Genomic DNA, 26,335 nt, shown 5'->3' with positions numbered 1-26,335 from the left:
GACCTCCGCAAGGACTCACCGACGTACGGCACCTGGGACTCGGTGCTCATCGACGACGTCGACCGCCGCGCGGTGTACCTGCCCGTCGGGCTCGGGCACGCGATCCTCTCCCTCGAGGACCACTCCACGGTGATGTACCTGTGCAGCCTCGAGTACACCCCCGGAGCGGACCGCGACATCCACCCGCTCGACCCCGACCTCGCCATCGACTGGCCCACCCACGGCCGCGACGGCACACCCCTGACCTACCAACTCTCCGACAAGGACGCCGCAGCACCCGCGTTCAAGGACTGGATGGCCGGTAATGGTCTTTGAGATACTTGACCGAGCCTCGTTCGAGCCAAATGCAGGAACCAGTGCGTATGCGGCAATTGGAATAAGTACAGGGCAAGTATGGCTTATGTGCGCGGTATACAGTTAATCTTGAGATGACTGTCGGAACAGAAAAGTTTCGCGGCGCGGAGAGAATTACAACGGTAGGAAGTCATGAATGATTAGAAGCGTAGGCCGGGCGGGTTCGCGGAAGACCGCTACTTCACCCTTCTTCTCCTACGGTGCTGCCTTGGTAGCCGCCCGGTGCCTTCCTGTTATTGCACTGCTGATCGCCAGCGCTCGGTTGAATCCCGATCAATTCGGAGTGCTCGCAGTCTTCGTTATGGGCCTCACCACAGCCAGCCTGGTCGCGGACTCGGGCTTTGATTCGGCGGCGACATATATGATTTCGCGCGCGCCGAATACAAACCAGCCGAAACACCTAGTTGGGAACCTTGCCACTGTAAAGATGACCACATCCCTAGTGGTTCTACTTGCAATAACCAGTACGACCATTGCGGAAACGTCGACTACTGCACTACAAGGCTTCATCATCGTCACGCTAAGTGCTGCAGCTACCGTATTCACAGCAAGAAACAGCGCCTCTCGCATAGCAATGCGTGTCTCAGGTGTCGGAGAGCGCGCCTCTCTCATGCTGGAAAAATTCGTGAGTAGTGCAATATTCATCGCCGTTGCGTGTGTCTCGACATCCACTACTTTTCTCATCTACGCGTACACGGTCAGCTTATTGGTTGGGTGCCTAGTAGCCACGCGTCGAATGCCTACAGGCGACATCCGTTTCGACCCGCGGCTCGTCAAGAAAATCATACTTAGCTCGACGCCATTCATCCTAAGCGCGCTAGCCGCTGCCGGCATATGGCGCCTCGCGACTTTTGTGCTCGCCAATACCGGCAAAGTGGCGGACGCGGGATACTTCACTCTCGCGTATTATCCGGTACAGATTTTAAGCAGCGTACCGGTGTTTGCTGCTCCACTATTGCTAATTAAGGGTTCGAGTCATAACCAGGCAAGGGTCGGCGTTGTAGCGCGCACACTGAGGCTTGGTTTGATTGCGTGCATCACCGGTTGCTCGGTCTGCTTATTCGCATATTATGTTTTGCCTGATGTCTTGGTCGATCGAGACGTAGTTGTCCTCGCCGGCGTCTTGTGTCTTTCACTGCCGTTCCTGTTCGTCAATCCAATCTTGACGGCGTCGCTCAGGGCGGCGGGCAAAATGTGGCAGCCAAGCCTCCTGCACGTCTTAGCGTTCGCAGTCAGCGCACCATTAATAGTGCTTTACATTCCGGAACATGGAGCACGTGGTGCTGCGGCTTGTATTGTGCTTGCGGAATTTATTATATCACTGGGGTTAGGCATATTGTATAAGCAAAAATTAGTCACCCGGCGGCCGGTTAAAGCAAACGGATTTTTTTTCGTTGCCGGCGCAGGACTTGCTGCGGTGCTGTCGGGTTTTCTAGTAACTGAGTACCGCGGTGCCCCCCAGTTACTTATCAGCGTGATCGTGATTGCAATAGCCCTGGTAACAGACCGCCGCTTCAAAAGTATGCCTTTGCTTGTCCGCCCCGGCCTTGCCGTCGTAGTTGCGGCGGTTGGCGCGGGCGTATTTGCGATCTGGCAGAGCTCGGAACGCTACGAAGCATATCTAGCAATGTGGTCACTTCAGATGTTGGGTTTCGTCGTAGGTCTACTGGTCTTCGGTGCTACCGGTTCGGTCGCGGGACGCGCGATGCTCTATACACGAGCCAACGAGAACTATACGAGACGGGTCGCGCGAGTTGGACTTGGTCTTCTGGCATTGTCGATTACAGCGTTTTTGGCGTTCGTAACCACACAGGGTGTACCCATTCTCGGTACAGATATAGAGCAGGGGCGGGTAGACGCAGCGTCCTCTGGAACTGGCTACTTGCGATTAGTCATCTATTTGATCGTCCCGGCAGCAGCAATTCTATTTGCTGCACGTAACCGATACCGATGGGTCATCGTCGGACTAGCGGCGATCATGATCTTGGCTCTGGGCAACCGAAGCCCATTGCTATATTTAGCAGGTCCACTTTTTATAACCACTCTTTTGGGTGGTAGTAAACAAAAATCTAGTTGGTACGTTCTTTCGATTGTCGTGCTTGGGATGGCGACCGTCGCATCTATCGGCACCTTTCGCATTGCTTCGCAAGCGGAATTTGCTAGCTACTCAGAATATCGGGAGGATTTAGCTCAATCTGATTATATTGGCGTGGCTTGGACTTCCGTAAGTCAATACGCGGAGGTAGTTGCAGACAACGCCATTTTGACCAAGGAGCTTGTAGACGCTGGTTCTATTCCGGTTCAACTTGGTCAAACCTACTTCACGTTGTTCGTCACTGCGTTGCCCGGTGAGCAATTGAGCTTGGACCGAGTGATCAAAGAAGCGTCGGGCAAAACCTTTGTGGGAGGTGGCACGCCACCGACTTTCATGGGAGAAGGTTACGCAAACTTCGGCGCATTCGGGACATTTTTCTCAGCCGCGCTCCTTATTGGGTTGGTCCGCGTGTTCGGAACAAGGGTGATTGGAGGTCTCGATAGAGCTGGAGTTAGTTCGACCGGCTATCGCATGAACCTAGCTTTATATGGATACGTCCTTACCTGGTCGGTTCTCGCCCAAGTAGCAGGCTTGGCGGGGGCGTCTACAGTGCCGCTCGCCGGGTTCTTGGTGCTTTATGTAACGCACAAAATGTCAGACTCGAACCTTACTAAGGGAGATGACTCTTTTCGTGATCAACAAGGTGGCGTGGGCAGTACAACCCGGTCAAAAGTCGATGAATCGAAGTACGCGCCTAGTGGCCGGTTTGCAAGAGCTCGGAGCAATTAGTCCAGACGCACAGTTTGTGCATCACGGGAGAGCTGAAACAACGTCGCAGAGTACACAAGCCTCACCGCTGCTGCCGAGAATTCCGCACGATGATTTGGGTACAACTGCGGTGATGTCCCCGGTATTCACCTGCGCGCCGGATAGTCCCCAGTTCGGTTGGATAGACTTATTCGACGATTGGTCAATTGCGCCTGACATCAATCGGTTGTATCGTACGTACTCGAAGATATTTTATCAAAGACTAAAGCGTGTGCACAAACTTCCTGCTACCGTGACAGTGAATAGTCCGTACATGGCAGGGATGTTAGGACTACGCCAGGACAATATTGTTCACAACGGTGTAGACCCGGCTTTGGCGAGCGTGCAGCATACGGGCGATCAACGCCGTCGTCTGATAGTTCTGGGTCATTTTTTCGAGGGTCGAACTGACCTTGCTTTGTTGCGTAGTGTGGTTGAAGCAGGCCGTTTCGATCAGGTGGCTATTTGCGGCTTGACGCCTGGGCAGCGCATATACCAACCAATGCAGCGCGCGGTGTCATCATGTGCCTCTGTAGTGGTCGAGGAGTTTGTGGCGCCCGATCATCTTGGGCGCTACATTGGCGCTAATACGGTGGCATTGATTCCAAATGCTGTGAGCGATTACACGGTGAGTCAGGACATGATGAAGATGTACACGTTTGTCGCGCTGGGAGTAAACGCAATCTGTCCCCTCCATCTAATTCCAAGAACCATTCCCCTTGAGGCCGTTTACGCAGTTGGGCCGGGTTTGAATATGGCGCGCACTTTACCTGATTGGATAGTTGGATCAAGCAGGCTGAGTATTCAAGATCGAATGGATTTTGCTAGGCAACATAGTTGGTTGGCCAGGGCCACTGTCATTGCGGATCGGATTGCGCGATGATCGATATATCGCTTGTTGTCTACAAACCGCGTGTGGAAGAACTTCGGTCGACTCTGGCTGGTTTGTCCGTGTGTAAATCAGAATTCAGAAAGCTTTACGTGTTGGTATCTGGCGACAAGTTTGATCACCAGTTGGTCGAGAAGGAACTCGAGGTGGCGGGCTTATCTTCTACGGTCTATCTTCGCTACGACAACCTGGGATTTGCTGGCGGTCATAATTTTCTATTGGAGAGTGCGTTTGAGGATCAATCGGAAGGTGTGTTGATTTATAATCCGGATTTGGTGGTTGAGCCTGGTGCGCTCACGCGTCTTTGGTCGATATGCCGGCAGAATGGTCTGGAAAGTCTGTATGGTCCGTGGATCAAGGCGGTCGACCTCGCTGACCCATCTGTTGAAGCGATCGACTCGCTAGGCATTCGATGGACAGCTGACGGTCGACATCTGGATATAGCGCAGGGTGAAGCATGGAAAAACCCTGTACAAGAGTCCGTGCGTGTTGTGGAAGGTTTGACTGGCGCTTGCTTGCTCGTACCGAGGCATGCGTACCAAACTGTGCGACGCGAGGATGGTGAATTCTTTGATTCGTGGTTTGTTGCATACCGTGAAGACGCCGACCTCGGGTTACGTTGTGCAGCCCACGGTGTTAAGTCTCTGTCAGTAAAGATGTTGGGATTCAGTCACATGCGGGGCGTGAAGGAAGGCGTTCGAACTAATCCCTTGGTGAATATGCTCAGTGTTCAGAATAGGTTCTTGATGAGACAAAAACTGGGCAGGTCACGTCCCGGTAACTACTTTCTCGCAAATCTGCGGGACTGCATAGTGATCGGCGCATGTTTCACTATTGAGCGGTCCAGCCTCTCGGGCTTGTCGACGGCATTGAAATTGAGGCGCGGGGCTAGGTATAAGGGAAACGCGTTTGCCGGTCCGGCGTCGGATTAGTGCACGTCGGTTGGTACTGCATTTCTATTCAGAAACGATGCATAAATTAATGCTCGAAAGATCTACATGGGGATTCTTGGAGTGCAGCGTTTCCGGTCTACTTGATTGCGGGCGCGATGCCAACTGGGCTGCAGATCGTTTCGTCGAGTATTAAATCGATCGTTTGCGCGTAGATTACCGGTTGCGCCTTAGGGACTGCATTGCTTGCGCGTACTTTTTGCACACGAGATCCCAGGTGTATTCAACTTGAGCTCGATTTACAGATGCACTAGCCAGCTTTTGCCGCACTCCCGGATCAGTCATGAGCGCTGCGATTGTTGACGCGATTGAAGCTGGAGTCGGCTCGGCAAATATTCCAGCATCTCCCAGCACTTCCCGATTGAACACGGTGTCTCGGGCCACCGTCGGTGCGCCCAACGCCATAGCCTGCACGAGAGCAGGATTGGTGCCGCCAACACTGTGCCCGTGGAAGTAGACACCACAGTTCTCCCACAGTGAGAACAGCACCTCGTCATCGCTGACATGACCGAACCATCGCACCCGTGGGTTGCGCTCCGTGAGAGCGGTGAGTCGGTCTTCCAGCTCGCCGCCGTACCCGGACGACCCTACGACCACGACATCCCAGCGCTCGCTCAGCGTTTCTGCAGCTTCGAGGAACTCTGCGACCGTGTTCTCGGGCACGAATCGCGCCACCATGAGGATGTAGCCTCTGCGCTCGAGTCCGTCGACGACCGGCCGGTCCTTGCCGAACGAACCTCCGTAGGGGATGAATTCACCGGTACGGTTGAATTCGTCGCCCCACCTCGCGCCCAGCGCCTTCGAGTCGAACACGAGGTTGTCGGCGTGCCGCGCAGTCGCGGTTGCTCCTGCTCGGAACAACTTCTTGGCCGCGTTGCCCCACTTGGCACGTTCCCATTCGATGCCGTCCACGTTCACCAGTGTGGGAATCCCCCGAGCGCGAAGAAGGGGGAGCCAGAAGCCGTTGGCCACGTTCATGACGAGAGCCACGTCGGGTTTGGCGTATGCACAGTGAGCGGTCGAGGTCAGGCCGTAGGAGAGAGTGCTCAACGACTTGGATTCGACGCCCACCGTGTCGATGGAGCGGATGCGAGAGTCGCCGTCCGCCTTGCCGGCGTCGGCGGTACGGCCCCGGCCGTACACGGTGACGTCCCAGCCTTGATCCGCGAGGTACGGGGCGAGGCGACGGACCAGCGTTTCGAAGCCCCCGTAATAACTCGGATAGCCACGAGTGCCAATGATATGCACAGATGGATTGGTCATGCATTCCCCACAATACTTGTGCGGTATTTCCACGCAGCGATTGTCAGCGGCGTGTGCGCGGTGTGCGCGTCCCGATTGATCGAAGCTTACAACAGGCGGCAGTGCCCGTCTTGCTGGGGAAAGTGTCAGGATATGTGTCGAATATCGCAGTGAATGCCGGTGCCGCGCAGGATTTGTGGTCTGTCTGAATGATTGAGGTGATACTCCGGGCTGTGTGCAGTGACGGTGTCGCGGAATCGATGGTTGCGCTCGCGCCCGCCTGCTATTGAACTCTCGGTTCAGATCTGAACAGCGAGCCGTGCGTTCATGCGGCCAATCTGTGTTCGTGCGGCGACGTCATGGACTACCTGTTCGGGGGCTGTTTCTCTCGATAGCGAGGCGACACGGCGTCGCCACGAATCGGGGGATCAGATGAAGCTCGCACGAACACTCGTCATCGGAGTAGCTGTCGGATTGTGCGCGGCCGTTAGCGCGGGGTCGGCAGCGGCGACCGAGGTGATCGATCCGGTGCAGGGATTCGCCGAGTCGTGGGAGTTCGCGGTGGACGAATGCTCGTCCGGGATGCTCAGCGGAGCACTGAGCGGTGCCAGTGTCGGAGGCATGTTGGGCGCGGCCGGCGGGCCCCTCGGTGTCGCGGTCGGGGCAGCGGTCGGCGGATTCGTCGGTGAGGTCGGTGGGGGAGAGACGTCGTGTGAGGACCGGGTGATCACGGGTCGAGCGGTGGCCGACCCCGATCAGGTCACGCGTGGACACAAAGGCTCGGGTCGACGATGACCAGGCGACTCGACGCTCGCACAGCGTCAGTACTCGCTGTCCTTCTTCTCTGTACGACGCTGGGACTGATGGTGGGCGGGGCACCGGCCGTGATGGTGTGGTGCGTCGCAGCGTCCACGGTGCTCGCAGCGATGTGGGCCATGGTCCCGCGCCGCTGAACGACGCGGTATGTCCGGTTCTTGCGATCTACCGGCCGATCCATCACCATTCCACAGTGTCCGAAGCCTCCGCTGACCCCCGCATCACCGTCGTCGTACCCACGTACAACGAGCGCGAGAACCTTCCCAAGCTGGTCGGAATGCTCACCGACCTGCAGATGAAGAACCTCGGCGTCCTCGTGGTCGACGACGGATCGCCGGACGGGACGGGCGACGTGGCGGACGGGCTCACCACCTCCGCCGCCATCCCGGTGAGTGTTCTGCATCGCACCACCAAGGACGGGCTGGGCCGCGCGTACGTCGCCGGCATCCTGCGCGCACTGGAGGAGGGGGCGGACATCGTCGTACAGATGGATGCCGATCTCTCCCACCCGTGCGAGGCCATTCCGCGCATGGTGCAGCGCCTGCAGGAGTCGGACGCCGCCGTGGTGCTCGGATCGCGCTACGTGCCGGGCGGCGCCGTCGCCGAGGACTGGCCGTGGCACCGCAAGGCGCTGTCGAAGTGGGCCAACATCTACGTCAACGCGATCCTGCGGTTGAAGGTCAAGGACGCGACGGCCGGCTTCAAGGCCTGGCGCGCGTCGACGCTGCGCACCATCGACGTCGCGTCCGTCGGCAGCAACGGCTACGCCTTCCAGGTGGAGATGAACTACCGCGTCATCAAGCACGGACTGCGCATCGCCGAGGTGCCCATCCGCTTTGAGGAGCGCGTCGACGGCACCTCCAAGATGAGTCTCGCGGTGCAGCTCGAGTCCGCCGCCGTTCCGTGGAAGCTGCTGCGCAGCGGGATCGGAAAGTAGGAGGCGCATTCCGCGTCCGGGACACTGCGCGTGGGACACTGGGCGCAAGGCGCACCGGGCGTCCGGAGGAGGTTCGCTCGTGGATTCCATGCCCGACGACCCCACCCGTGACGATGATCGTCGTGGGTCCTCACGTGACGGTGCATCCTCGTTCACCGGGATCCGCCACGTCACCGAGACGTCGGTGCGACTGACGGGTGTCGACGGGGCCGCGGTCGCGCTTCTCGGCACCTCACACGACGTGCGCGAACTCGTCTTCGCCACGGACGCCCTCTCGCAGCAGCTCGACGAACTGCAGTTCACCGTCGGCGAAGGCCCGTGCATCGACGCGCATCGCTCCGCAGAACCGGTACGGGTGGGCGACATCCGCTCGCCCGATTCAGCGGCCCGCTGGCCCATCTTCGGACAGGGCGCGGCCACGCTGGGCGCTCGCGGGATGTACGCCTACCCGCTGCTGGGTGGCGCGTCGTCGTTCGGCGTCCTGGAGCTCTACCGCTCGACCCCCGTGGACCTGACCGACGTCGAGCACGACGCGGCCCGCATGTGCGCCGTCGCGATCGCGCGTACGGTGCTCGGGCACTACGTGAACCCGGACGACACCGACGACGCGGCGGCGACCTCGGAGGATGCTGCGGCATCGGAGGACGTCGCCGCCATCGAGGGCGCCGGCCCGTACAGCCGCGCCGACGTCTACGTGGCGGCGGGCATGATCGCGGTGCAACTCGCAGTGACCACCGATGTGGCGATGGACCGCCTGCGCGCGCGCGCCTTCGCGCGAGGGCGCAGCGTCACCGAGGTCGCTGCCGACGTCGTGGCCCGTCGGATCAGCATGAGAGACGAACGAGACAACGGAGGTCCCCGGTGAACACGACGCCCACTCGGCTCGCCCTCGCCGACATCACCGCCACGCTGATCACTCGCTTCGACCTGCCCGCCCTCCTCGAGCGCATCGCGGGCACCGCACTCACCGGGTTCGACGCACACATCGCTGTCATCTCCCTGCTGGACGGCGACGCATTGCACGCCGTGGCCACCGCCAGTGTCGGCAGTGCGGCCGCCGACGAGCGGCTCTTCACGTCCGGTCCCGTCCGCACCAGTGCCCGGGAAACGGCCGTGGCCATGATCGGTGACGCCTCGGCGGCGGGAACCAGCCGGTGGGAGCAGTACCGCGCACTCGCCGAGGAGAGCGGCGTCGGCGCCGTACGGGCGTATCCGGTCGTCGCACTGGGCGTCGGACTCGGCGCCCTGGCCGTCTACACCGCCGAACCGTGGGGGACCCAGCGTCCGGACGAGCTGGGGCAGATGCTCGCCGACCTGACGGCGTTGGCCCTTACCACCGGAGCGTCGGAGATACGACGCGTCGACGCGTCGGCCGCCGTGCAGGCAGTACTCAGCGGCGCGGCCACCATCTCGGGTGCGACCGGTGTGTTGGCCGAATTCTTCGACGACTCCACGTCGGCGGCACGCACTCGGCTGTCCCGCCTGGCGCGGGCGCACGGCACCACGGACAGCGAGCACGCCGCCGCGATCATCGCCGCGCAGAACGTCGCGCCGGCGGACATCGGATCGTCGGAGCTGATCTACCTGCCGACGAGTCCGGTGCCGCCCCGGCGCTTCGACTCCTGACCTACTTCTTGGTGATGGCGGCGCTGACGGCGTCGGGTCCGTCGTAATTGTCGTCGGGCATGGACGACAGTGCGTCGACCACGTCGTCGTCCGCGCCGTTGCTCTTCGCGAGATCGGCCAGGTCTGTCGGCGACGCCGGGTAGTCGGCGCCGGCCAAGTGCTTCTGCAGTTCGATCGGATTGACGGCCATGGGACGGTCCTCTCGTCGGTCGGGTGATGGCTCGCGTGCGAGCTACCCGAGGAGAGGGACGGCAAACCGTGCGGACGTCAGTCCGTGTAGACCACCACGGTGTTGCGGCCCGCGGCCTTGGCTCGATACATGGCGATGTCCGCGAGGTGCATTCCGTGGTTGATGGTCGACGCGATCGGGGCCGCCGTCATCCGAGTGGTGTCGAGACACGAGACCCCGATGCTCACCGTCACCGGGATGAGGTCGGACGTGTCGGACAGCGCGAGGCGGATCGACTCGGCGAGAGCGTACAGACCGGTGGACTGCGCGTCGAGCACCACGAGGAACTCCTCGCCGCCGCGTCGGGCGACCACTGCCCGGTCACCCAGGTGATCGCGCAGGCGCTGCGCGGCGAGCGCGAGCACCCCGTCGCCCGCGATGTGCCCGTGATGATCGTTGACCCACTTGAAGTGATCGAGGTCGACGAGCAGGAATCCCACCTGTGATCGTCCGCGGAGCTGCCGTTTCGCCTGCACCTCCAGGCCCCGCAGGTTGAGCAGTCCCGTCAGCGGATCGGTCCGCGCACTGTCGATCTGACGCTCGAGGTGCCGGTGCAGGGACATCGAGGTGGTGCTGACGATGGACATGGTCGCGTTGACCGCCAGCCAGATGCTCGTCGCCGCGGCGATGGTGGCCATGGCGCCGATCGGTTGCTCGCGCAGGACCAGCGCCGTCATCCAGCCGATCACGACGGTGGTCAGCACCAGGTGCACCACCACGGTGGCGCGTCCGCCGAAGAATGCGACGTACGAGCTGATGACCGCGAACAGGGCGCACCCGGCGAGACCCAGAGCGTGACTGCTGCACAGCAGGAGGAAGGTCGACGTCCCCACGTCGGCGTAGACGGTGAAGGCCAGAGCGACGGCGCGCTGGGTGCGCGCCCGGCGCCACCAGGTGAACGACTTGCGAGCGGTGGCGACGATTGCCGCCACGGGAAGAGTGGACAGCAGAACGGCGATGGCAGCGATACGCGTGGCGCCGGCGGCCGGGCCGGCAGCGCTGAACATCGTCAGGATGCCGGGGAGGGCGAACGTCGGGATCAGCACAGCGATACGGCGACGCACGACGTCGGTCAAGGGTGCCCGGGACCGAACACGACTGCGGCCGCCGGAACCTGGGCGTATCACCTGTCGGACGGTATCAGCGTGGAACCTGCGTCGAGGGGTGGTTGCACGCTTCCGTCGGGCCCGATCCCTGTTTTGCGCACACGTAACAGGAGTGGAATCAGGAATTGTCGTTCTCGCGCGCAAGTCTTTCGATCAGCGGCCGGGTGCGATAGGGAATCGCTTCGCGCATCACGACGGAGACCGTCGTGCGTTCGACTCCGGGAACCGCGAGAATGAGCCCGGCCACGCGATACAGATCATCTGCGTCGGCGGCCGAGACGCCGATCTGCAGATCCGCTCCGCCCGAGACGCCGACCACCTCGGTCACCTCTGCAATGTCCCGCAGGCGATCGATGACCGCTTCGAGGCGGTGTTGGTCCGTCACTGCGCCCACGTACGCGCGGAGGGGATACCCCAGGTCCCGAGGGGAGACGAGCCGGTCCATCGGCGCGAGGGTATGTGAGTCGTCCCAACGAGAGAGTCTGGCCTGAACCGTGTTTCGCGCCAGTCCGAGAACCGAGGCGAGGTGGACTCCGGTGGCGCGAGGGATGTCGCAGAGCGCGAGCAACAGGCGAGCATCGGTGCGGTCGAGCTTGGTCACGTGGTGAACTGTGCCACACGGCGAGCGGCGCGGGCCGAAGTATGTAGTGCTCACGAACTCGATGGCGATTTCGGAAATCGGTGTTTCTCACATTTATCGCGTAAAAACCGGAGCGGGGCTTTCACCCCGTTCCCGAGATGCCCGATGGTCACGACATGGTTAGGGTGAGTCCAGAAGTTTGCCCCAGATGCGTGGTCCGGGTGCTCGGTCCGGCCGTCATCGATGTGAGGAGTCGTCTCGGTGGAGATATCTGATTACGTGAGAATTCTCCGCGCGCGGTGGATCGTGATTGTTCTGACCACGGTGATCGCCGCAGCGGCGTCGCTGGTGTTCTCACTCGTGTCCACGCCCGTCTACGAGGCGTGCACCCGCCTCTACGTCTCCACCGGCTCGTCGTCGTCCTCGGTGACCGAGGTGTATCAGGGCAACCTGGCCTCGCAGCAGCGCGTCGCCTCCTACACGCAGCTCCTCGGCGGCGAGAGCGTCGCGCAGCGCACCATCGACAGCCTCGGCCTCTCCATGAGCCCGTCGGCACTGGCGTCGAAGGTCCGCACCACGTCGTCGCCCGACACCGTGCTGATCGACACGTGCGTGTCCGACGCCAGTGCGACGACCGCGCGCGATCTCGCCAACGGCATCGGCACGACGTTCGTGGACTTCGTCGACGACCTCGAGACGCCTCCCGGCGGCGGCGCTCCGCTGGCCCAGGTCAGCGTCGTCGAGCCGGCACAGGTTCCCACCGGCCCGATCTCGCCGAAGACCACGCGCAACCTGGCGCTCGGTGTGGCCGTCGGACTGCTGCTCGGTATCGCGCTCGCCGTGATCCGCGACCGGCTCGACAACACCATCAAGGACCGCACCACGCTCGCCGACCTCTCGGGCGTTCCCGTCGTCGGCGTCGTGCCCTTCGACAAGACGATCAAGGAGGAGGCGGCGCTCTCGTTCGCCGAATCGTCCTCCGGCACCGCCGAGGCGTTCCGCGAACTGCGCACCAACCTCCAGTTCCTCGAGGTGGACTCGCCGCCGCGCGTCATCGTCGTGACGTCCGCCGTGCCCGCCGAGGGCAAGACCACCACGGCCGTCAACCTCGCGCTGGTCCTCGCCGAGGCCGGCCACCACGTGGCTCTCATCGAGGGCGACCTCCGTCGTCCCCGTGTCTCGAAGTACCTCGGCCTCGTCGGGTCGGTCGGCTTCTCCACCGTGCTGTCCGGACAGGCGGACGTGGAGGAAGTGTTGCAGTCGACCAAGTTCCACGGTGTCGATGTGCTCGCCTCCGGACCGTTGCCGCCCAACCCGTCCGAGCTGCTCGGTTCCGAGGCGGCGCGCACCGTCATGGACACGCTCCGCGCGAGCTTCGACTACGTCGTCGTCGATGCACCGCCGCTGCTCCCCGTCACCGACGCGTCCGTCATCACGGCGCACGCCGACGGCGCCATCGTCGTGGCGCGCCACGGCCACACCAAGCGGGACGAACTCACCCGTGCACTGGGCAACCTGACGCAGGTGGGTGCCCCGATCCTGGGCGTCATCCTCACGATGGCCCCGTCGCGCGGCAAGCGGGACTACGACTACCGCCACTACTACGAGACCGACACCACGGTCGCTCGTCAGGACGCTCCGTCCGCCGCCGTGCGGCCGGCAGCGCCGGTCGTGGTGCCCGAGCCCGCACCGGAGCCCACTCCGGAACCCGTCCCCGAGGCCTACCCCGCGCCCCGCTACGAGCCCACCCGGAGCCATGGCGGCCGAGCTGCCCGGCGTCAGGCCGAGAACGCGAACGGCAACGGCAACGGCAACGGCAACGGCAACGGGTACGAGGCCGAGCAGGTTCCGAGTCGGTCGACGATGCGTCCGCCGCCTCGCCGTCCGTATCAGTCCTGACAGAGGCGGGTGCTCGAACCCGCACCGTGTGAACGACGAAAGCCGCAGACCAGGGGTCTGCGGCTTTGTCATAGGCGACGGTGCCCGCCAGTGCGCCTCTCGGCAGGTGGCCGCTCGAAGCGGCTGATGGTTGGTACCCGGGGCATTGGGATCGAACACCGTCGGCCTCTTCAACGGCACCCGTGGCCGGAGTATTCCGGGTGTGTCAGGCTGCCGATCCCCACTCCGGATCGTGGTGCGCGGGCGTCTCACGGCTGTCACGCTCGCTGCGGCGGACCCGGTCGGCTTCGTCCTCGATCTCGGCATTGTGCAGTGAAGAACCGATCCAGACGCCGAGAACGACGGCCATCAGAATCCAGACGGCCACGATGCCGACGATCACCCACCCCATCGGCCGAGTGTCACATGTAACCAAGCATTCAGGCGCAGTTTGGTTATGATTCACAGGTTCGTGCACGTTTGCCAGCCGAGGCAGTCATGCAAGTCCGTGATGATGCCGTCACTGCCGGGCGATCGCCTTCTCGGGGTTCATTCGATCGAATGAAAGATCGAACGAATGATTGAATTACGCCCGTGGCGTGAAAAAGGCTGCGCTACAGTCGATTTGCGCCGTTCGCGATGACCGGTATGCGGGGGTGCAGTCTGGTACGACCACGCGGCGCGTGGCGGAAGGCCAATGATGACCTCTCGAACATTCGCGAAGCCCACTCTCTACGCTGCTTCCGTACCGCTTGCTCTCGGTGCGCTGCTCTTCGGAGCATCGACCGCGTCAGCAGCGCCGGTGACGGCCCAGTTCGACGTCCAGGCGGCAGTGGAGGGTTTCCAGAACTCCGGCGTCGTCGCCACGGCGGCGGGCACCACCACGATCACCGCGACCGGTACCGCGTTCTTCGCCGACGACCCGCGTACGACCACCACTCCGGACGGCGCGTACGGCCTGTGCGGTGACACCTGTGTGTTGCCGGATCAACAGATCGGCGCTCTCGTCGTGACGGTGGGTGACGGCGCTCCGACCTTCGTCGGTTCCGGACCGACCGTAGTCACCGGTGTGGGTGCAGTTCGATTCGCCTACAACGACGCGGCGGGTGCCGGCAGCTACGCCGACAACACGGGTTCCTACGCCGTCACCATCGCCTACGACAATGGCATCACCCCCGAGCCCCAGCCCGAGCCCGAGCAGCCGGACTGCCTCGACCTCGGTTTCGTGTGCATCCCGCTCTCCGCCTTCGGATCCTGACATCTGACCGATCGCGCTGACACGAAGCCCCCTCGTCCGCCCGGCGAGGGGGCTTCACTCGGTGGTGCAGCCGCACTCTCGCCTAACCTTGACCCATGTCCTGGACGGTGCGCCTCGCGCTGGTGATGGCGTCCCTCGTGGTCGCCGGCACCGTGGGACTCGGCGCCTCGGGATATGTGCTGTTCACTCGTGCAGCAGAGGATCCGGTGACGGCCGTCGACGCCATCATCGTGCTGGGTGGTGAGCACGACGGGCGCGAGGAGTACGGCCTCGACCTCGCCCGTTCCGGAGTCGCCGACACGGTCGTCCTGTCCGATCCCTACAACTCGCGGGATCGACGCATGGCAGCGTGGTGCGCGTCCGGCACCGCGACCCTGACGGTGCTGTGCCCCGCGCCGGTGCCGAGCACCACGCGCGGCGAAGCGATCGTCACGCAACGCCTGGCGCAGCAGTACGGATGGTCGCGCGTCATGGTGATCAGCTGGCGGTATCACCTTCCGCGCGCGAGATACATCTTCGGACAGTGCTTCTCGGGCGAGGTCACCATGCGGGCCGTTCCTCGGTCGTATGCATTCTCGCTGGCCGACTGGGAGTACACCTACCTCTACCAGGTCGCCGGCTTCGTCAAGGCTCGCGCGCAGGGCACGTGCACCGACGTCTCTCAGCGCAGCTTGCGGTAGAGCGTCACACCGAAACGTAGGGACAGGTAACCGAGCACGGCAGCGGCCGCACCGGCCAGCACGTTCGCGCCGATCCCGAGAACGATGGTGCGCACCCGGCCGGGGCCGGTCGTCGTACTCGCCTGCAGGCCCAGGGCAGTGAACGGTGCTGCCGCCCCGGCGAATCCGAGCAACGCGGCGGCCCACGGCGTGTTCCAGCCGCCGGCGTAGTGCGCACCCATCGCGGCCACCACCCCGTACAGCGCGGACGCGGCGACGTTGGCCGCCAGCACCATTCGCTGGGGTGCCCTCGACATCGAGGTGGCTACGTAGTGGACCACCGTGCCCAGTGTTCCGCCGACGACGAAGGCCACGGCGGAGCTCATCGGCGCACGATCGAGGCGGTGAGAAGAGCGCCCGCAGCCATCGCCGCGAGAGCGACGACGGGTGTGACCACCAGGAAGACGACGCCGATCCACGCGGTCGACAACGCGGATCCCACCACTGCGTACAGGGAGAAGCTGGCGAAGCCGCCGCAGAGTCCGATCGCGAAGACACGGAGCGGGTTCGTGGGGGATCGCGTCGTCGCTCCCAGGACGAGACCCATTGCGAGGCAGCCGATCACGAGCATCGCAGCGACGGTGACGCGAAGTCCGGCCGCGGGGACGGCATCCGACAGAACGGCGTGACGGCCGGCCGACCCGATCGCCCCACCCAGCGCGACGAGCACCACGTCTGTGACCGGGGGACGCGGCACTGTCAGTTGTCCCCCGAGTCCGTGTCACCGGACTCGGCGTCGTCCGCGTCGGTGGTGGTCGTCGTGGACGTACGGGTGCGCCTCGTCGTGGTGGTCGGCTCGTCGGCCGTCGTGGCCGCGGTGGTGGTCGGCGGAGGCGTGGTGGTGGGCCGGGGTGTGGTGACGGGCGCGATCTGCCACGTCGGGGACGGCGGCACCTCGATGGTGGGCGCGTAGGTCAGGCTGCCCACGACGGCGACCGTGCCGTCGATGGGTGGGGGAGAGACCCGTCGAACGTCCGCGTCGAACACTCCGCCGGCGGCAGCGACGGTGAGCCCGCCGGCCAGGGCGGCCGCGGCGATGCCCATCACGACGGCGACGGCAGCTCTCTCACGCATGGTCTCCGCGCTCCGTTTCCGCCCGTGTCCTCGAGCCGAGTCATACCGTAGCCGGGGAGACGGCGGGTGGCAGTCCGAACTTCGATCAGCGAGCGCCCCAGATCTCGAACAGCGGACCGAGCGCCTCCGAGATGGCGTCGCCCACCCGCTCGTACACGTCGGTCGACTGACCGATCGGATCCATGATGTCGAGTTGCGTCACCGGGTTCGCCGCTCGCTCGGAGACCCACGCGGACGTGTCGATCACACCGGTGCGCCGCGCGAACTCCGCGGCCTCGAGCAACGTGAACGTGCGGCGGAGGTTGCGCGGCGCCACCGTCAGCACCTCGTCACGGTGCCGCGACGTCATCGTGAGCACCAGATCCGCCCCGGACGCGATGGTCGGGGTGAGCCGGCGGGCCACGAACCCGGTGGGATCGCCGCCCAGGGACTCCAGAACGCGGGCCGCCTCGGCCTGCACACCGTGCCCGATCACGGCACGAGTGCCGGCGCTGTCGGTGGTCACGTCCAGGTTCAGGTCACGGGCGAACGCGGCGGTCAACCGTTCCGCGGTGGGGGAGCGGCAGATGTTGCCCGTGCAGACGTAGAGGACATGCATGAGCGGAGTGTAGGTCCGCCCCGGTGTCAGGTGCGCGCGTTGTCCGTCGTGGTGTACGCCTGGTCGTCGAACCGCAGGCTGTCCCCTCCCGCGCGCTTCGCCTCGTACATCAGACGGTCGGCGCGGCGGATCAGCAGTTCGACGTCGTCGGCGTCGCGGGTCCACCGGCTGCCGGGGATCCACGCCACTCCGGCACTCGCCGTGACCGGTACCTCGTCGGCGTCGCACCGGACGGCGGCGTGGACGTCGTCGAGACGGTTCCGCATCTCCGCCCACGGCACGATCCCGACGACGCAGAACTCCTCGCCGCCGAGACGGGCGACATACGCCCAGGTGGTCGTACTGGTCTGCAACCGTTCGGAGACCCGTCGCAACACCTCGTCGCCGCCCTCGTGGCCCACGCGGTCGTTGACCGACTTGAACCTGTCGAGGTCGATCACCATCATCGCCACCACCTCGTCGTGACGTGCCGCAGCCAGCAGCGGCGCGTGCACCACCGCGCTCAGCCCCCGACGGTTCAGCGCCCCGGTCAGTGGATCGGTGCCCGACTGGTACGCGTCGTCCCGCAGGTTCGACAGCGGGATCTGCGAGAGCAGCGGTGCAAGAAGGAACAGTGCCAGCTGCACGACCAACAGGACGGACAGGTAGGCCACGTCGCTGTCGCCCTCCGCGGCGGCCGAGCCGAAGAAGTAGAGCGACACGGCCACCGTCAGCGCGATGTGCGCCACGAGCGTGCGGATCGAGTGGAAGTAGCCGCAGTAGATGCCGAGAAGGGCGAACACCACGGACACGGTGAACGAGGCCTGCACGTCGGCCAGCATCGACAGCCCCACCACCAGCGCCACGTCGTCGCCGAACAGGAAGACGAGGGATTGTCGACGAGTCGGCCACGTCCCGCGGAGCCACAGCAGCGCCGACACTGCGCCCGTGACCAGGCAGGCGATGAACACGGCGCGGGCGGCAGGTGAGGGAGGCGCTCCGCTGGTGAAGAGCAGCAGGGACCCGGCGAGCACCACCATGAGCACCACTGCGGCCATCATGCGGCGGTAGGGCCGCTGCAGTCCGCGCTGCGCCATGTAGCCGGGCATTGCGGAGTAGTCGAAGGGTCGACTCCACCACTCGCCCACAACACGGAACATCGACTGGCAACTCTCGGCTGGGACGAATGGTGAAAGGTAAACCTACTCACAGGTTCGTGACGACGCCCCGCTTCGTTACAGCACTGCGGCCTCGCGTGGCAGGATTTCGAGCATGGCTGATGAACTCTCACGACAGCGCCCGAGTGTCGTCGTCGTCGGCGGCGGATTCGGCGGGCTGTACGCCGCCCGGCGACTGCGCCATATCGACGGCGACGTCACCGTGATCGACCGCGGCACCTCGCACGTCTTCCAACCGCTGCTCTACCAGTGCGCCACCGGCCTGCTGTCCGAGGGATCCATCACCTCGCCGCTGCGGCACCTCCTGCGTCGACAAAAAAACACCCACGTCGCGCTCGGGGAGGCGTCGGGCATCGATCTCGAGAAGCGACGTCTCACCGCGTCGCGTATCGACGGGTCGACGTTCGAGCTGCCCTTCGACTACCTCGTGTTCGCCGCCGGCATGCGGCAGAGCTATCACGGCAACGAGGAGTTCGCGAAGTACGCGCCCGGCATGAAGACCGTCGACGACGCGCTCGCGATCCGCCGCAAGCTCATCAGCGCGTTCGAGATGGCCGAGTCGCTGCCCACTCCTGAGGAGCGTCGGCCGTGGCTCACGTTCGCGGTGTCCGGCGGCGGCCCCACCGGCGTCGAGATCGCCGGACAGATCCGTGAGCTCGCCGTCGGTGCGCTCGAGCACGAGTTCCGCTCGATCGACCCGAGCGAGGCGCGGGTGCTGCTGTTCCACGGCGGTGACCGCGTCCTCGAGTCGTTCGACGCCACGCTGTCGGCGAAGGCTCAGAAGACCCTCGACCACATCGGGGTGGAGACCCACCTCGGGGTCCACGTGACCGACGTGACGGCCGACCACGTCGAGGTCACCCGCAAGTCGGACAAGCAGAAGACGACCTACGACACCCACACCGTGCTGTGGACCGCGGGCGTCGAGGCGGTGCCGTTCGCCGGCACCCTGGCGTCGGCACTGGGCGTCACGCAGGCGCGTGGCGGACGCATCCCGGTGGAGAAAGACCTCTCGGTCGCGGGGCACCCCACCGTGTACGTCGTGGGCGACGTGGCCGCGCTGAACGATCTGCCCGGCGTCGCGGAGGTCGCCATGCAGGGCGGCCGCCACGCGGGCGCGATGATCGCGAAGACCATCGAGAACGGGACGCGCGCGTCGTCGCCGTTCAAGTACCACGATCTCGGTAGCGCGGCCTACATCGCGCGTCGGCACGCGCTGCTGCAGGCGGGCCCCATCCAGCTCTCGGGCTTCGCCGGGTGGGCCGCGTGGGGCGCGATCCACATCGCGTTCCTCTCGGGTCGACGCAACCGTGCCGGCACCTTGATCAACTGGGCCGCGACCCTCGCCTCGGGAACCAGACGCGAGCGAGCGGTCACGTTCGGCGATCCGGAGACCGCCCGCATGCCCTACGCGTGACCGGCCTCCGGACAAAGTGGACGCCCGCCCCGTTTGTCAGGTCATAACAGCCGATGTGACGGCGGTGGCGCGGCCTGGTTACACTCTGTGATCGCACGCGCTCGTCGTGCGGTACATCGGTCCGGACAAGGCGGCTCATGACAGTACTGGGAGTGTCGGTGGGCACCAGTGCCGTGCGCTTGGCCAGGCCCGTTCAGGGGCTGCGCGCCGGCGTCGAGGCCGCCTTCCGTCACCGCGCCATCGACACCACCTTCGACCAGGCCGAGCAGCTCGCGGCCGAGTCCATCGGCGTCATCCTCGCCGACCCCGCCGACCCCGAGTCGATCTCCGCCACCGGCGTCGCCTACCGCGACGACGCGCAGGCCGGCGCCGTCGCCCGGGCCATGGCCCGCCAGCACATCGTCAACTACCGCCTCGTCCCCGAAGTGCATGCCGCCGTGCAGTTCCTGCGGTCCACGGGCGACCTCGACGGGCTCCACGTCGTCGGGTTGTACGACCTGGGCAGCTCGGGTCTCAGCGTCACCGTCGTCGACCTCGACAACGGGCAGGTGCTCGCCTCCGAGCGCAGCTTCGCCGTCAGCGGCAACATGTTCGACGCCACCATCCGCGACAACCAGATCGGCCGCCAGCAGAGCGGCCTGGACGACGTGGACGGACGCGAGTTCGAGCTCCGGTGCCGCGTGGCCAAGGAACAGCTCTCCTCGAGCGGCGCCGTGTGCCTGCCGGGTATCGGCGGGCTCATCCTGCTGTCCCGCGAGGCGTTCGAGTCGATGGTCGCCGTCCCCATCGAGCAGTCCGCGCGGCTCACCCGCGATGTCATCACGCGCGCCGGCCGCCCCGTCGAGGCTCTCGTCATGATCGGCGGCGGATCCCGCATCCCGCTGGTCCGGGCGACGCTCGCGGGCTGGGTCGGTCTCCCCACCATCACGCCCGCGGAGCCCGAGCTGGTCGCCGCGAAGGGTGCGGCACTGTCCGCGACTCCCGTGGACGGCCAGTCGAACTCCGGTCCCGTCCCGATGGCCGCCCCTCGTCCCGCTGCTCCCGCTCCGACCGTCGCGGCACCGCTGGTGTCCGCTCCCGTGGTCGCCGGGCCGGTCGAGCCGCGCACGCCGGACGCACCGGCGCCGGAGAAGGCGCTCAGCGCACCGTCCGCGGAGACCATGGCCTACAGCGACGTGGAGAGCCGTGAGCACTCCGCGCGCGACATCGACCATGCGGCTCGCGACTCGGAGCATCGCCCCGACGTGGCGGATCCGCGCGCGGCAGAGACTCCCTCGTGGCTCTCCGGGGCCGGTTCCGCAGCGCCGGAACAGCGTTCGTCACGCCCACGGCTGCCGCTCATCGCGGCCGTCGGTCTCGCGGTGATCGCTGCCGTCGGGCTCGCGCTCGGATACGGCGCGACGCCGTCGCAGTCCACCGCCGACGTCACCCCGGCCGATCAGGCGGGAACGTCGAGTTCGGACGCACCGTCCACGACGACGGCGACCACCACACGGACCACCACCACGGTGCCGCCGACCACCACCACCGTTCCCCCGGTCGCTCCGGCTCCGGTGGAGGCGCCCGCTCCGGCCGCCGAGGTTCCCGAGGTGGCGCCTGCTCCCGCGCCTGCTCCGCCGACCATCCCGGGTCTCCCCGGTGTGCAGCTGCCGCCCGGCATCCAGATCCCGCCGGGTCTGATTCCCGGGTTCTGATCCTTCCGGTGGCAGCGAAAGTCGTTGTCCTGCTGTGAACGTCGTCGAACACGAGCGCCGTAGCCCCCGACGGCATCGCATCGCAGCGATGCCGCACTACGGCGTTCGTGTTCGTCGCGTGTCCGGGCCGTCAGGCCACGGTCACGAGCACTCGCTGTCGAGTGCAGCCTTGATGTAGCCGGCAGTCTGATAGATGTAGCTGCCGATCCACTCTCCGATCCCCTCCTGAGTGGGGTTGGGAGACATGGTGACCTCGCCGTCGAAGCACTGCTGGACGATGTAGCGCGACCGAGACAGGTGCGGCGTGTAGGTCACCACGATGATGTGTTTCCAGTTCTCCGCGGCGGCGCGACGCTTGATCTCCTCCGCCTCGCCCTTCGTGGAGTACGGATCCGGGAGGAAGCACGACACTTTCACGGTGTAGGTGCCGTTGCAGATCTGCTGCATGCGCACGTCGTCCGGGCCCACCGAGTTGGAGAGCACCACTTCGGGTGCGTACCCCTGCTCGGCGATGTCGATGCCGTAGTGGAAGCGCCCGTAGGGCTTCCCCCCGAGCACCACGACGGCGTCGGCCGGTCGGAGTGGGTCTGTCTGAGGGTGGACGTACACGGGCCATCCCGCGGCCACGATGGCCACGAGCAGCACCGAGAACGCCACCAGAAGGCGGCGAAAGGTCACGAGTCTCAGCCACCGGTCCGCCGCAGTACGGACAGGACCGTACGGAGCAGGATCTTGACGTCGAGCCAGAGACTCCAGTTCTCGATGTAGAAGTTGTCGTAGAGCGCGCGGTCCTTGAGTGACGTGTCGCCTCGAAGTCCGTGCACCGCAGCCCATCCCGTGAGCCCGCCGGGCACGCGGTGACGTGCGGAGTAGCCCGGGATCTCGGTGGTGAACTTGTCGACGAAGTGGGGTCGCTCGGGGCGCGGGCCCACCAGGTCCATGTCGCCCACCATGATGTTCCACAGCTGAGGCAACTCGTCCAGGGAGGTCTTGCGCAGGAAGCGGCCCAGTCGCCCGACGCGGTCGTCCTGGGAGATGTTCCACGTCGTGTCCGACTCGGTGCGCGACGCGGGTTTCATCGACCGGAACTTGAGGCAGGCGAACAGCTGACCGTTGCCGGTGACGCGCAGCTGCTTGAACAGCACGGGCGCGCTCGGATCGGAGAACCGCACGGCCGCCGCGATGGCGAGCAGGAGCGGGGACAGCACGAAGAGAGCCATACCCGCAAGGATGCTGCTCAGGACGCGCTTGATGCGCCAGGCGAGCGACCGGTGCGCGTCGCGTCGGATACGCACCAGCGGGATGGCGTGCAGTCGGTCCATCTCACCGGTGACGCTCACGAACTCGAACAGACGCGGCACCACGAAGATCTCGCAGTCCATCCGGTCGCACTCGCGCAGCAGTGTCAGCAGAGCCGACTCCCGCATCGCCGAGAACGCGATGACGATGGTGTCGATCTGGTGGAGGTCGATGTAGGTCCGCAGCTGGTTCGCCAGCGGCTCGACGGGGATGTGGCTGGCCACGCTCGCCGGCATCGGCGAATCGTCCAGCAGGGCGTGCGGCTCGAGACCGTGCTCCGGGTAGGACTGCATGCTCTCGACGAGCTGCGTGGCCACGAGCCCGCTGCCGATCACGACGGTGCGGCGCTGGAAGCGCGGCCGACGCCGCAGCCGACGGGCGACGAAGTAGGACGCCTCGCGGCCCGCCATGGTGGCCGCCAGGACGGACAGGGAGATGAGGGCGGCCGTGAGCAGGGTGGTGGACGGCGCCACGATGACGATGGCGCTCATGGAGACCAGCAGCACGATGGCGGCCATCAGCGGCAGATCGTCCAGCATCGACAGCGTGAGACGCTGACGACGGCGCTGCGGCAGCACCGCGAAGAGGACGATCAGCACGGTCACGATCACCGGGTGGCCGTCGAACGGCGCGAGCGCGACAGCGAGGGAGACGAACATCGACTCGAGGACGATGCCGAGCACCGCGCTCAGGTGCAGAGCCGGCCAGCGCGACAGACGGCTGCGCGGATCCGGGATGTTGGGACGGAGCGGGATGGGTGGGGTGACCTCGGTGGCCGTCGCCTCCTGCGCTGCCTGTGCGTACTGCACGGCCTCGGCATGGCGGGCGAAGCGGGGGAGCAGGTTCTCCGGCTCCAGATCGGGTGAGTCCGCCCCGCGGCGCTTGTCGCCACGGAGATCGATCGGCGAGGTGTCGGGGTGCGAGGTGGTCATCGGCTCGCCTCCGGCTGGACGGCTGCGGAGGTGTCGGACACATGGTCCAGCGCGTCACGGATGGCGGCGATCGTGGCGAACGTGGAACGACGCAGAAGGTGATCGGGGAACTCGACCTGGGCCGATTCCTCCAGATCCACGAGCACGGCCACGCTGGCGTGCGAACTCAGGCCGGCGTCGAACAGGTTCTCGTCGTCGCCCAGCGTCCACGGATCGACGGGTAGTCGACCGGCTCGGTGCAGCGAGCTACGGACGATGGTGTCCCGGGTTGGTGACGGGTGCGTCACGAGGGTTTACTCCTTGCCTACGGTTCAGACAGACAGTCACGCTCATATCGCGCCCCGCGGCGAATGCATCGTCGACTTACATGGAAGAACTCGACCGCGTCGGCTCTTGTGGACGCCGCAACAATCTACGAGAAGTGTATATGAGAAGTTTCCGTACCGCAGGAAGGTTTTGGTGAAGGCGTGAGTGAGATGCCGATCGGACGGTCATCGGAGCGCGAGATGGAGGCGCTCCGGCAGTCGTTCGGACAGACGACGCGCTCCTGGGCGGACCACACGTTCGAGTCGACCGACTCCGGCTGGGTGGCGTTCAGCGGGCTGGCCCGACCCGACTACAACCTCGCCCTGGTGCACGGCGGAGACGCCGCTGAACAGGTCGGACGGGTGATCGACTCGGTGACCGCGCTCCGCCGACCGGCTCTGGTGATGCTGGCCGGCGCCGGCCTCTCGGGGGCGCAGACCCTGGCTGACGCCGGCTGGGTGAGCCTGCAGGCCATGCCGTTCATGCACCGGTCCGCCGGTGGGTCGCAGCCGGTGGACGGGGTGCGAGAGATCACAGAAGCAGACCTGCCCGCCTGTCAGGAGGTCGCGTCGCTCGCGTTCGGGGTGGGGCCCGAGCTGGCCGCCGCCGTCTACACCGCGGAGACGCTTCGCCGTCCCGACGCCATGGCGTTCGGGCTGTTCGTCGACGACGAGCTCGTCTCCTGCCTGCTGTCGTGCCGCGCCGGCGACACCGTCACGGGGTGGGCGCTGGCCACCCATCCGGACCACCGCCGTGCCGGACACGCGGCGCGCCTCATCGCGGGCGGCAAGTACGTCGAGACCGGACTGCACGGGCCGTCGCAGGATCTGTGCCTCGCCTCCCCGGCCGGAGTGCCGCTCTACGCGTCGCTGGGCTTCCACACGACGGAGTACTGGCAGGTGTGGTCGCGGCCTCGGTGGGTGCTCGGCGCCGCGTGACGGCCGACACACTTTCCTGCCTTTGTCTTGGTGGGCGGGCGCGAAACACGATGCCCATCAGTGAACGGCTTTCGATGTGGAAGCCGCGGTCGGTCTTTTTCACACCGCCGTGTATCGCAGGTCTCTCGGGGCGGCGCGTCGCGTCGTGAATGCGCATTTCTTTGCTTGTGTATGGGCAGGCGCCGAGCGGGGGCAGGAGGTGCGCCGACCACGATGGTGAAGGGGTAAACCATGAACGACAGAGGTCCTTCGGGTTCGCGGCTCGACCGCCGCGCACTGCTCATGGGGGGACTGGCCGCTGGAGTGGGCACCACGCTCGCGGCGAGCAGCATCCTCGCGCAGGCCGACGACCCCGTGGCCGTGACCCTCGCGGCGGGCGAGACCGACCCCGGCGCCCTGCTCGGGTGGGTCAACGTCAAGGCCGCCCCGTACAACGCGAAGGGTGACAACGCCGCCGACGACACCGCCGCCGTCGCCGCCGCGTATACCGCAGCGCAGCAACAGAACCGGCCGCTCTACTTCCCGCCCGGCATGTTCCGGGTGCGTTCGCTACCACAGTTCGCCAACTACGCCACGGTGTTCGGGGCCGGCGCCGATCTCACGACGATCGTGCACACCAGCTCGGGCACGCTGCTCACCCTCAAGGGCCGTCAGCGCGTCGCACTGAAGAACCTGGGCATCTTCTCGCTGGATCCCTCGTCGCTGGCCGTGCTTCTCGACGCCTGCTTCCGCTGCTCGTTCGACTCGGTGGTCTTCCGCGGTAACCACACCCCGCAGAGCTACCCCCGGTTCCTGCCGCAGAAAGGCGTGTCGCTGATCAACAACACCGGCGGAACGTCGTTCGTGAATTGCGACTTCAACAATTACGGAACGGCGATGTCGACGACGGCCATTCAGTCGTACATCGCCAACTGCAAGTTCGCGACCAACTGGATCGGGCTGCTGGGAACGGGCAACAATTTCGCGTCGGGAATGTCGATCGTCAACACCGAGTTCGTCTCCGACATCAATGCGAACACCACCACGTCGCATCTCGTCGTGGACGGCCGGGCCAACGACTGGTGGCTCACCAACGTGTGGTTCGAGGGAGCGGCGACGGCCCTCACCATCGGTAAGGCGGGCACGGGCGGACCGTCGCAGTTCGGCATGGTCAACTGCAAGGTCGCCGCTCGCGGGATCTGCCTCGATCTGCAGCACTGCCGCCAGCCGTACCTCGCCAACGTGGCGTTCGACGCCGACCAACAGTCGAATCCCCAGCTCATCAGGGTGAACGCGCAGTATGTCGCGGAGGGGACCGCGATCAACCTCATCACCAGCCAGGGTGCCGACTTCCCCGGCAACACCTTCCCTGGTGGCTGGTCGGTGCTCGGCCGCGGCAAGCTCTTCTCCGCCGGCGGCGGACCCGTCGTCAAGTCGCCGGACGGCAAGAGTTGGCGGCTGTCGATCAGCAACACCGGTGTGGTGAGCGGGCAGAACCTCGGGGTGCTGTAGCGG

General features: G+C 65.0%; 29 protein-coding genes. 16 read left to right on the top strand and 13 right to left on the bottom strand.

Going from position 1 to position 26,335, the window contains the following annotated elements; genetic code table 11:
• From BR07_RS0120330 to BR07_RS27135, 4 genes are all read left to right on the top strand, one after another.
• On the top strand, positions 1-315 hold a 315-nt coding region (locus BR07_RS0120330), incomplete at its 5' end, for a dTDP-4-dehydrorhamnose 3,5-epimerase family protein (RefSeq protein ID WP_027506985.1).
• A gap of 175 nt (positions 316-490) precedes the next feature.
• Positions 491-3,178, top strand: a complete 2,688-nt coding sequence (locus BR07_RS26765) for an oligosaccharide flippase family protein (RefSeq protein ID WP_081821442.1) — start codon at positions 491-493, stop codon at positions 3,176-3,178.
• A complete protein-coding gene (locus tag BR07_RS27140) occupies positions 3,081-4,079 on the top strand; it encodes a hypothetical protein (RefSeq protein ID WP_155957125.1) in 999 nt (332 codons plus the stop codon). The genes BR07_RS26765 and BR07_RS27140 overlap by 98 nt, the downstream gene beginning before the upstream one ends.
• Complete coding sequence (locus BR07_RS27135) at positions 4,076-5,017, top strand: glycosyltransferase family 2 protein (protein WP_155957124.1); 942 nt, start codon at positions 4,076-4,078, stop codon at positions 5,015-5,017. Before BR07_RS27140 ends, BR07_RS27135 begins: the two co-directional genes overlap by 4 nt.
• 174 nt (positions 5,018-5,191) lie before the next feature.
• Here BR07_RS27135 and BR07_RS0120320 read toward each other — a convergent pair whose 3' ends face one another.
• Positions 5,192-6,298 (bottom strand): glycosyltransferase, encoded by a 1,107-nt coding sequence (locus BR07_RS0120320; protein WP_027506984.1) that lies wholly within the window; start codon positions 6,296-6,298, stop codon positions 5,192-5,194.
• A gap of 411 nt (positions 6,299-6,709) precedes the next feature.
• Between BR07_RS0120320 and BR07_RS25740 the strand changes: the two genes are divergently transcribed.
• From BR07_RS25740 to BR07_RS0120295, 5 genes are all read left to right on the top strand, one after another.
• Positions 6,710-7,072 (top strand): hypothetical protein, encoded by a 363-nt coding sequence (locus BR07_RS25740; protein WP_037186949.1) that lies wholly within the window; start codon positions 6,710-6,712, stop codon positions 7,070-7,072.
• The gene (locus BR07_RS27130; RefSeq protein ID WP_155957123.1) at positions 7,069-7,230 is read left to right on the top strand and encodes a hypothetical protein; all 162 of its coding nucleotides are present in this window, start codon (positions 7,069-7,071) and stop codon (positions 7,228-7,230) included. Before BR07_RS25740 ends, BR07_RS27130 begins: the two co-directional genes overlap by 4 nt.
• Positions 7,231-7,286: 56 nt before the next feature.
• Positions 7,287-8,030, top strand: a complete 744-nt coding sequence (locus tag BR07_RS0120305; protein ID WP_027506983.1) for a polyprenol monophosphomannose synthase — start codon at positions 7,287-7,289, stop codon at positions 8,028-8,030.
• Between the two features lie 88 nt (positions 8,031-8,118).
• A complete protein-coding gene (locus BR07_RS25735; protein ID WP_051613644.1) occupies positions 8,119-8,895 on the top strand; it encodes a GAF and ANTAR domain-containing protein in 777 nt (258 codons plus the stop codon).
• On the top strand, positions 8,892-9,656 hold the full coding sequence (locus BR07_RS0120295; RefSeq protein ID WP_027506982.1) for a GAF domain-containing protein: 765 nt from the start codon (positions 8,892-8,894) through the stop codon (positions 9,654-9,656). The genes BR07_RS25735 and BR07_RS0120295 overlap by 4 nt, the downstream gene beginning before the upstream one ends.
• A 1-nt stretch (position 9,657) precedes the next feature.
• On the opposite strand, the gene BR07_RS0120290 is transcribed toward BR07_RS0120295, so the two are convergent.
• From BR07_RS0120290 to BR07_RS0120280, 3 genes are all read right to left on the bottom strand, one after another.
• Positions 9,658-9,846, bottom strand: coding sequence for a DUF2795 domain-containing protein (locus tag BR07_RS0120290; RefSeq protein ID WP_027506981.1), 189 nt, complete (start codon positions 9,844-9,846; stop codon positions 9,658-9,660).
• A gap of 77 nt (positions 9,847-9,923) precedes the next feature.
• Positions 9,924-10,961 (bottom strand): GGDEF domain-containing protein, encoded by a 1,038-nt coding sequence (locus tag BR07_RS25730; protein WP_051613643.1) that lies wholly within the window; start codon positions 10,959-10,961, stop codon positions 9,924-9,926.
• A gap of 148 nt (positions 10,962-11,109) precedes the next feature.
• Positions 11,110-11,592, bottom strand: a complete 483-nt coding sequence (locus BR07_RS0120280; RefSeq protein WP_027506980.1) for an Lrp/AsnC family transcriptional regulator — start codon at positions 11,590-11,592, stop codon at positions 11,110-11,112.
• Between the two features lie 258 nt (positions 11,593-11,850).
• Between BR07_RS0120280 and BR07_RS25725 the strand changes: the two genes are divergently transcribed.
• Entirely contained in the window at positions 11,851-13,470 is a 1,620-nt protein-coding gene (locus tag BR07_RS25725) for a polysaccharide biosynthesis tyrosine autokinase (RefSeq protein WP_051613642.1), read from the top strand.
• A 205-nt stretch (positions 13,471-13,675) separates the two neighbouring features.
• Here the strand turns inward: BR07_RS25725 and BR07_RS0120270 are convergent, their stop codons facing one another.
• A complete protein-coding gene (locus BR07_RS0120270) occupies positions 13,676-13,861 on the bottom strand; it encodes a hypothetical protein (RefSeq protein WP_027506979.1) in 186 nt (61 codons plus the stop codon).
• Positions 13,862-14,149: 288 nt separating this feature from the next.
• On the opposite strand from BR07_RS0120270, the gene BR07_RS0120265 reads away from it, so the two are divergent.
• Entirely contained in the window at positions 14,150-14,707 is a 558-nt protein-coding gene (locus BR07_RS0120265; protein WP_197027850.1) for a LecA/PA-IL family lectin, read from the top strand.
• Between the two features lie 95 nt (positions 14,708-14,802).
• Positions 14,803-15,387: a YdcF family protein gene (locus tag BR07_RS0120260; RefSeq protein ID WP_027506977.1), complete on the top strand. Its 585-nt coding sequence runs from the start codon at positions 14,803-14,805 to the stop codon at positions 15,385-15,387.
• Here BR07_RS0120260 and BR07_RS25720 read toward each other — a convergent pair.
• The 5 genes from BR07_RS25720 to BR07_RS0120240 all read right to left on the bottom strand — a co-directional run bounded on the left by BR07_RS25720 (position 15,369) and on the right by BR07_RS0120240 (position 18,237).
• Entirely contained in the window at positions 15,369-15,752 is a 384-nt protein-coding gene (locus tag BR07_RS25720; RefSeq protein WP_037186944.1) for a hypothetical protein, read from the bottom strand. The genes BR07_RS0120260 and BR07_RS25720 overlap by 19 nt on opposite strands.
• Positions 15,749-16,123 (bottom strand): FluC/FEX family fluoride channel, encoded by a 375-nt coding sequence (locus tag BR07_RS25715; RefSeq protein WP_051613641.1) that lies wholly within the window; start codon positions 16,121-16,123, stop codon positions 15,749-15,751. Before BR07_RS25715 ends, BR07_RS25720 begins: the two co-directional genes overlap by 4 nt.
• A gap of 2 nt (positions 16,124-16,125) precedes the next feature.
• Complete coding sequence (locus BR07_RS25710; protein ID WP_037186942.1) at positions 16,126-16,500, bottom strand: hypothetical protein; 375 nt, start codon at positions 16,498-16,500, stop codon at positions 16,126-16,128.
• A gap of 85 nt (positions 16,501-16,585) precedes the next feature.
• The gene (locus BR07_RS0120245; RefSeq protein ID WP_027506976.1) at positions 16,586-17,098 is read right to left on the bottom strand and encodes an arsenate reductase/protein-tyrosine-phosphatase family protein; all 513 of its coding nucleotides are present in this window, start codon (positions 17,096-17,098) and stop codon (positions 16,586-16,588) included.
• A 26-nt stretch (positions 17,099-17,124) separates the two neighbouring features.
• A complete protein-coding gene (locus BR07_RS0120240) occupies positions 17,125-18,237 on the bottom strand; it encodes a GGDEF domain-containing protein (protein WP_081821440.1) in 1,113 nt (370 codons plus the stop codon).
• 112 nt (positions 18,238-18,349) lie between these two features.
• On the opposite strand from BR07_RS0120240, the gene BR07_RS0120235 reads away from it, so the two are divergent.
• Together BR07_RS0120235 and BR07_RS0120230 are read left to right on the top strand one after the other, a co-directional pair.
• Positions 18,350-19,672, top strand: a complete 1,323-nt coding sequence (locus tag BR07_RS0120235) for an NAD(P)/FAD-dependent oxidoreductase (RefSeq protein ID WP_027506974.1) — start codon at positions 18,350-18,352, stop codon at positions 19,670-19,672.
• A 137-nt stretch (positions 19,673-19,809) separates the two neighbouring features.
• Positions 19,810-21,366, top strand: coding sequence for an Hsp70 family protein (locus BR07_RS0120230; protein ID WP_051613640.1), 1,557 nt, complete (start codon positions 19,810-19,812; stop codon positions 21,364-21,366).
• A 141-nt stretch (positions 21,367-21,507) separates the two neighbouring features.
• Here the strand turns inward: BR07_RS0120230 and BR07_RS0120225 are convergent, their stop codons facing one another.
• The 3 genes from BR07_RS0120225 to BR07_RS25700 are packed head-to-tail and all read right to left on the bottom strand — an operon-like array spanning position 21,508 to position 23,884.
• Positions 21,508-22,044 (bottom strand): YdcF family protein, encoded by a 537-nt coding sequence (locus BR07_RS0120225; protein ID WP_051613639.1) that lies wholly within the window; start codon positions 22,042-22,044, stop codon positions 21,508-21,510.
• Positions 22,045-22,049: 5 nt separating this feature from the next.
• A complete protein-coding gene (locus BR07_RS25705) occupies positions 22,050-23,597 on the bottom strand; it encodes a sugar transferase (protein ID WP_051613638.1) in 1,548 nt (515 codons plus the stop codon).
• Positions 23,594-23,884 (bottom strand): phosphopantetheine-binding protein, encoded by a 291-nt coding sequence (locus tag BR07_RS25700; RefSeq protein WP_231476458.1) that lies wholly within the window; start codon positions 23,882-23,884, stop codon positions 23,594-23,596. The genes BR07_RS25705 and BR07_RS25700 overlap by 4 nt, the downstream gene beginning before the upstream one ends.
• Before the next feature lie 180 nt (positions 23,885-24,064).
• Between BR07_RS25700 and BR07_RS0120210 the strand changes: the two genes are divergently transcribed.
• Entirely contained in the window at positions 24,065-24,841 is a 777-nt protein-coding gene (locus tag BR07_RS0120210; RefSeq protein ID WP_155957120.1) for a GNAT family N-acetyltransferase, read from the top strand.
• Positions 24,842-25,072: 231 nt separating this feature from the next.
• Positions 25,073-26,332 (top strand): glycosyl hydrolase family 28-related protein, encoded by a 1,260-nt coding sequence (locus tag BR07_RS0120205; RefSeq protein WP_231476457.1) that lies wholly within the window; start codon positions 25,073-25,075, stop codon positions 26,330-26,332.
• Positions 26,333-26,335 lie beyond the last annotated feature (3 nt).

This window comes from Rhodococcus sp. UNC23MFCrub1.1, from assembly GCF_000686025.1.
GTDB lineage: Bacteria > Actinomycetota > Actinomycetes > Mycobacteriales > Mycobacteriaceae > Rhodococcoides.
The sequence above is the reverse complement of the archived record's forward strand: the minus strand, read 5'-3'. Positions and strand labels throughout refer to the sequence as shown.

Coding starts and splice junctions, on each gene's coding strand:
- BR07_RS25705 (WP_051613638.1), bottom strand. CDS start 23,597: ATGACCACCTCGCACCCCGACACCTCGCCGATCGATCTCCGTGGCGAC.
- BR07_RS0120270 (WP_027506979.1), bottom strand. CDS start 13,861: ATGGGGTGGGTGATCGTCGGCATCGTGGCCGTCTGGATTCTGATGGCC.
- BR07_RS25740 (WP_037186949.1), top strand. CDS start 6,710: ATGAAGCTCGCACGAACACTCGTCATCGGAGTAGCTGTCGGATTGTGC.
- BR07_RS0120260 (WP_027506977.1), top strand. CDS start 14,803: ATGTCCTGGACGGTGCGCCTCGCGCTGGTGATGGCGTCCCTCGTGGTC.
- BR07_RS26765 (WP_081821442.1), top strand. CDS start 491: ATGATTAGAAGCGTAGGCCGGGCGGGTTCGCGGAAGACCGCTACTTCA.
- BR07_RS25710 (WP_037186942.1), bottom strand. CDS start 16,500: ATGCGTGAGAGAGCTGCCGTCGCCGTCGTGATGGGCATCGCCGCGGCC.
- BR07_RS0120235 (WP_027506974.1), top strand. CDS start 18,350: ATGGCTGATGAACTCTCACGACAGCGCCCGAGTGTCGTCGTCGTCGGC.
- BR07_RS25735 (WP_051613644.1), top strand. CDS start 8,119: ATGCCCGACGACCCCACCCGTGACGATGATCGTCGTGGGTCCTCACGT.
- BR07_RS25720 (WP_037186944.1), bottom strand. CDS start 15,752: ATGAGCTCCGCCGTGGCCTTCGTCGTCGGCGGAACACTGGGCACGGTG.
- BR07_RS0120290 (WP_027506981.1), bottom strand. CDS start 9,846: ATGGCCGTCAATCCGATCGAACTGCAGAAGCACTTGGCCGGCGCCGAC.
- BR07_RS0120320 (WP_027506984.1), bottom strand. CDS start 6,298: ATGACCAATCCATCTGTGCATATCATTGGCACTCGTGGCTATCCGAGT.
- BR07_RS27135 (WP_155957124.1), top strand. CDS start 4,076: ATGATCGATATATCGCTTGTTGTCTACAAACCGCGTGTGGAAGAACTT.
- BR07_RS0120230 (WP_051613640.1), top strand. CDS start 19,810: ATGACAGTACTGGGAGTGTCGGTGGGCACCAGTGCCGTGCGCTTGGCC.
- BR07_RS27130 (WP_155957123.1), top strand. CDS start 7,069: ATGACCAGGCGACTCGACGCTCGCACAGCGTCAGTACTCGCTGTCCTT.
- BR07_RS0120265 (WP_197027850.1), top strand. CDS start 14,150: ATGACCTCTCGAACATTCGCGAAGCCCACTCTCTACGCTGCTTCCGTA.
- BR07_RS0120240 (WP_081821440.1), bottom strand. CDS start 18,237: ATGTTCCGTGTTGTGGGCGAGTGGTGGAGTCGACCCTTCGACTACTCC.
- BR07_RS0120245 (WP_027506976.1), bottom strand. CDS start 17,098: ATGCATGTCCTCTACGTCTGCACGGGCAACATCTGCCGCTCCCCCACC.
- BR07_RS0120205 (WP_231476457.1), top strand. CDS start 25,073: ATGAACGACAGAGGTCCTTCGGGTTCGCGGCTCGACCGCCGCGCACTG.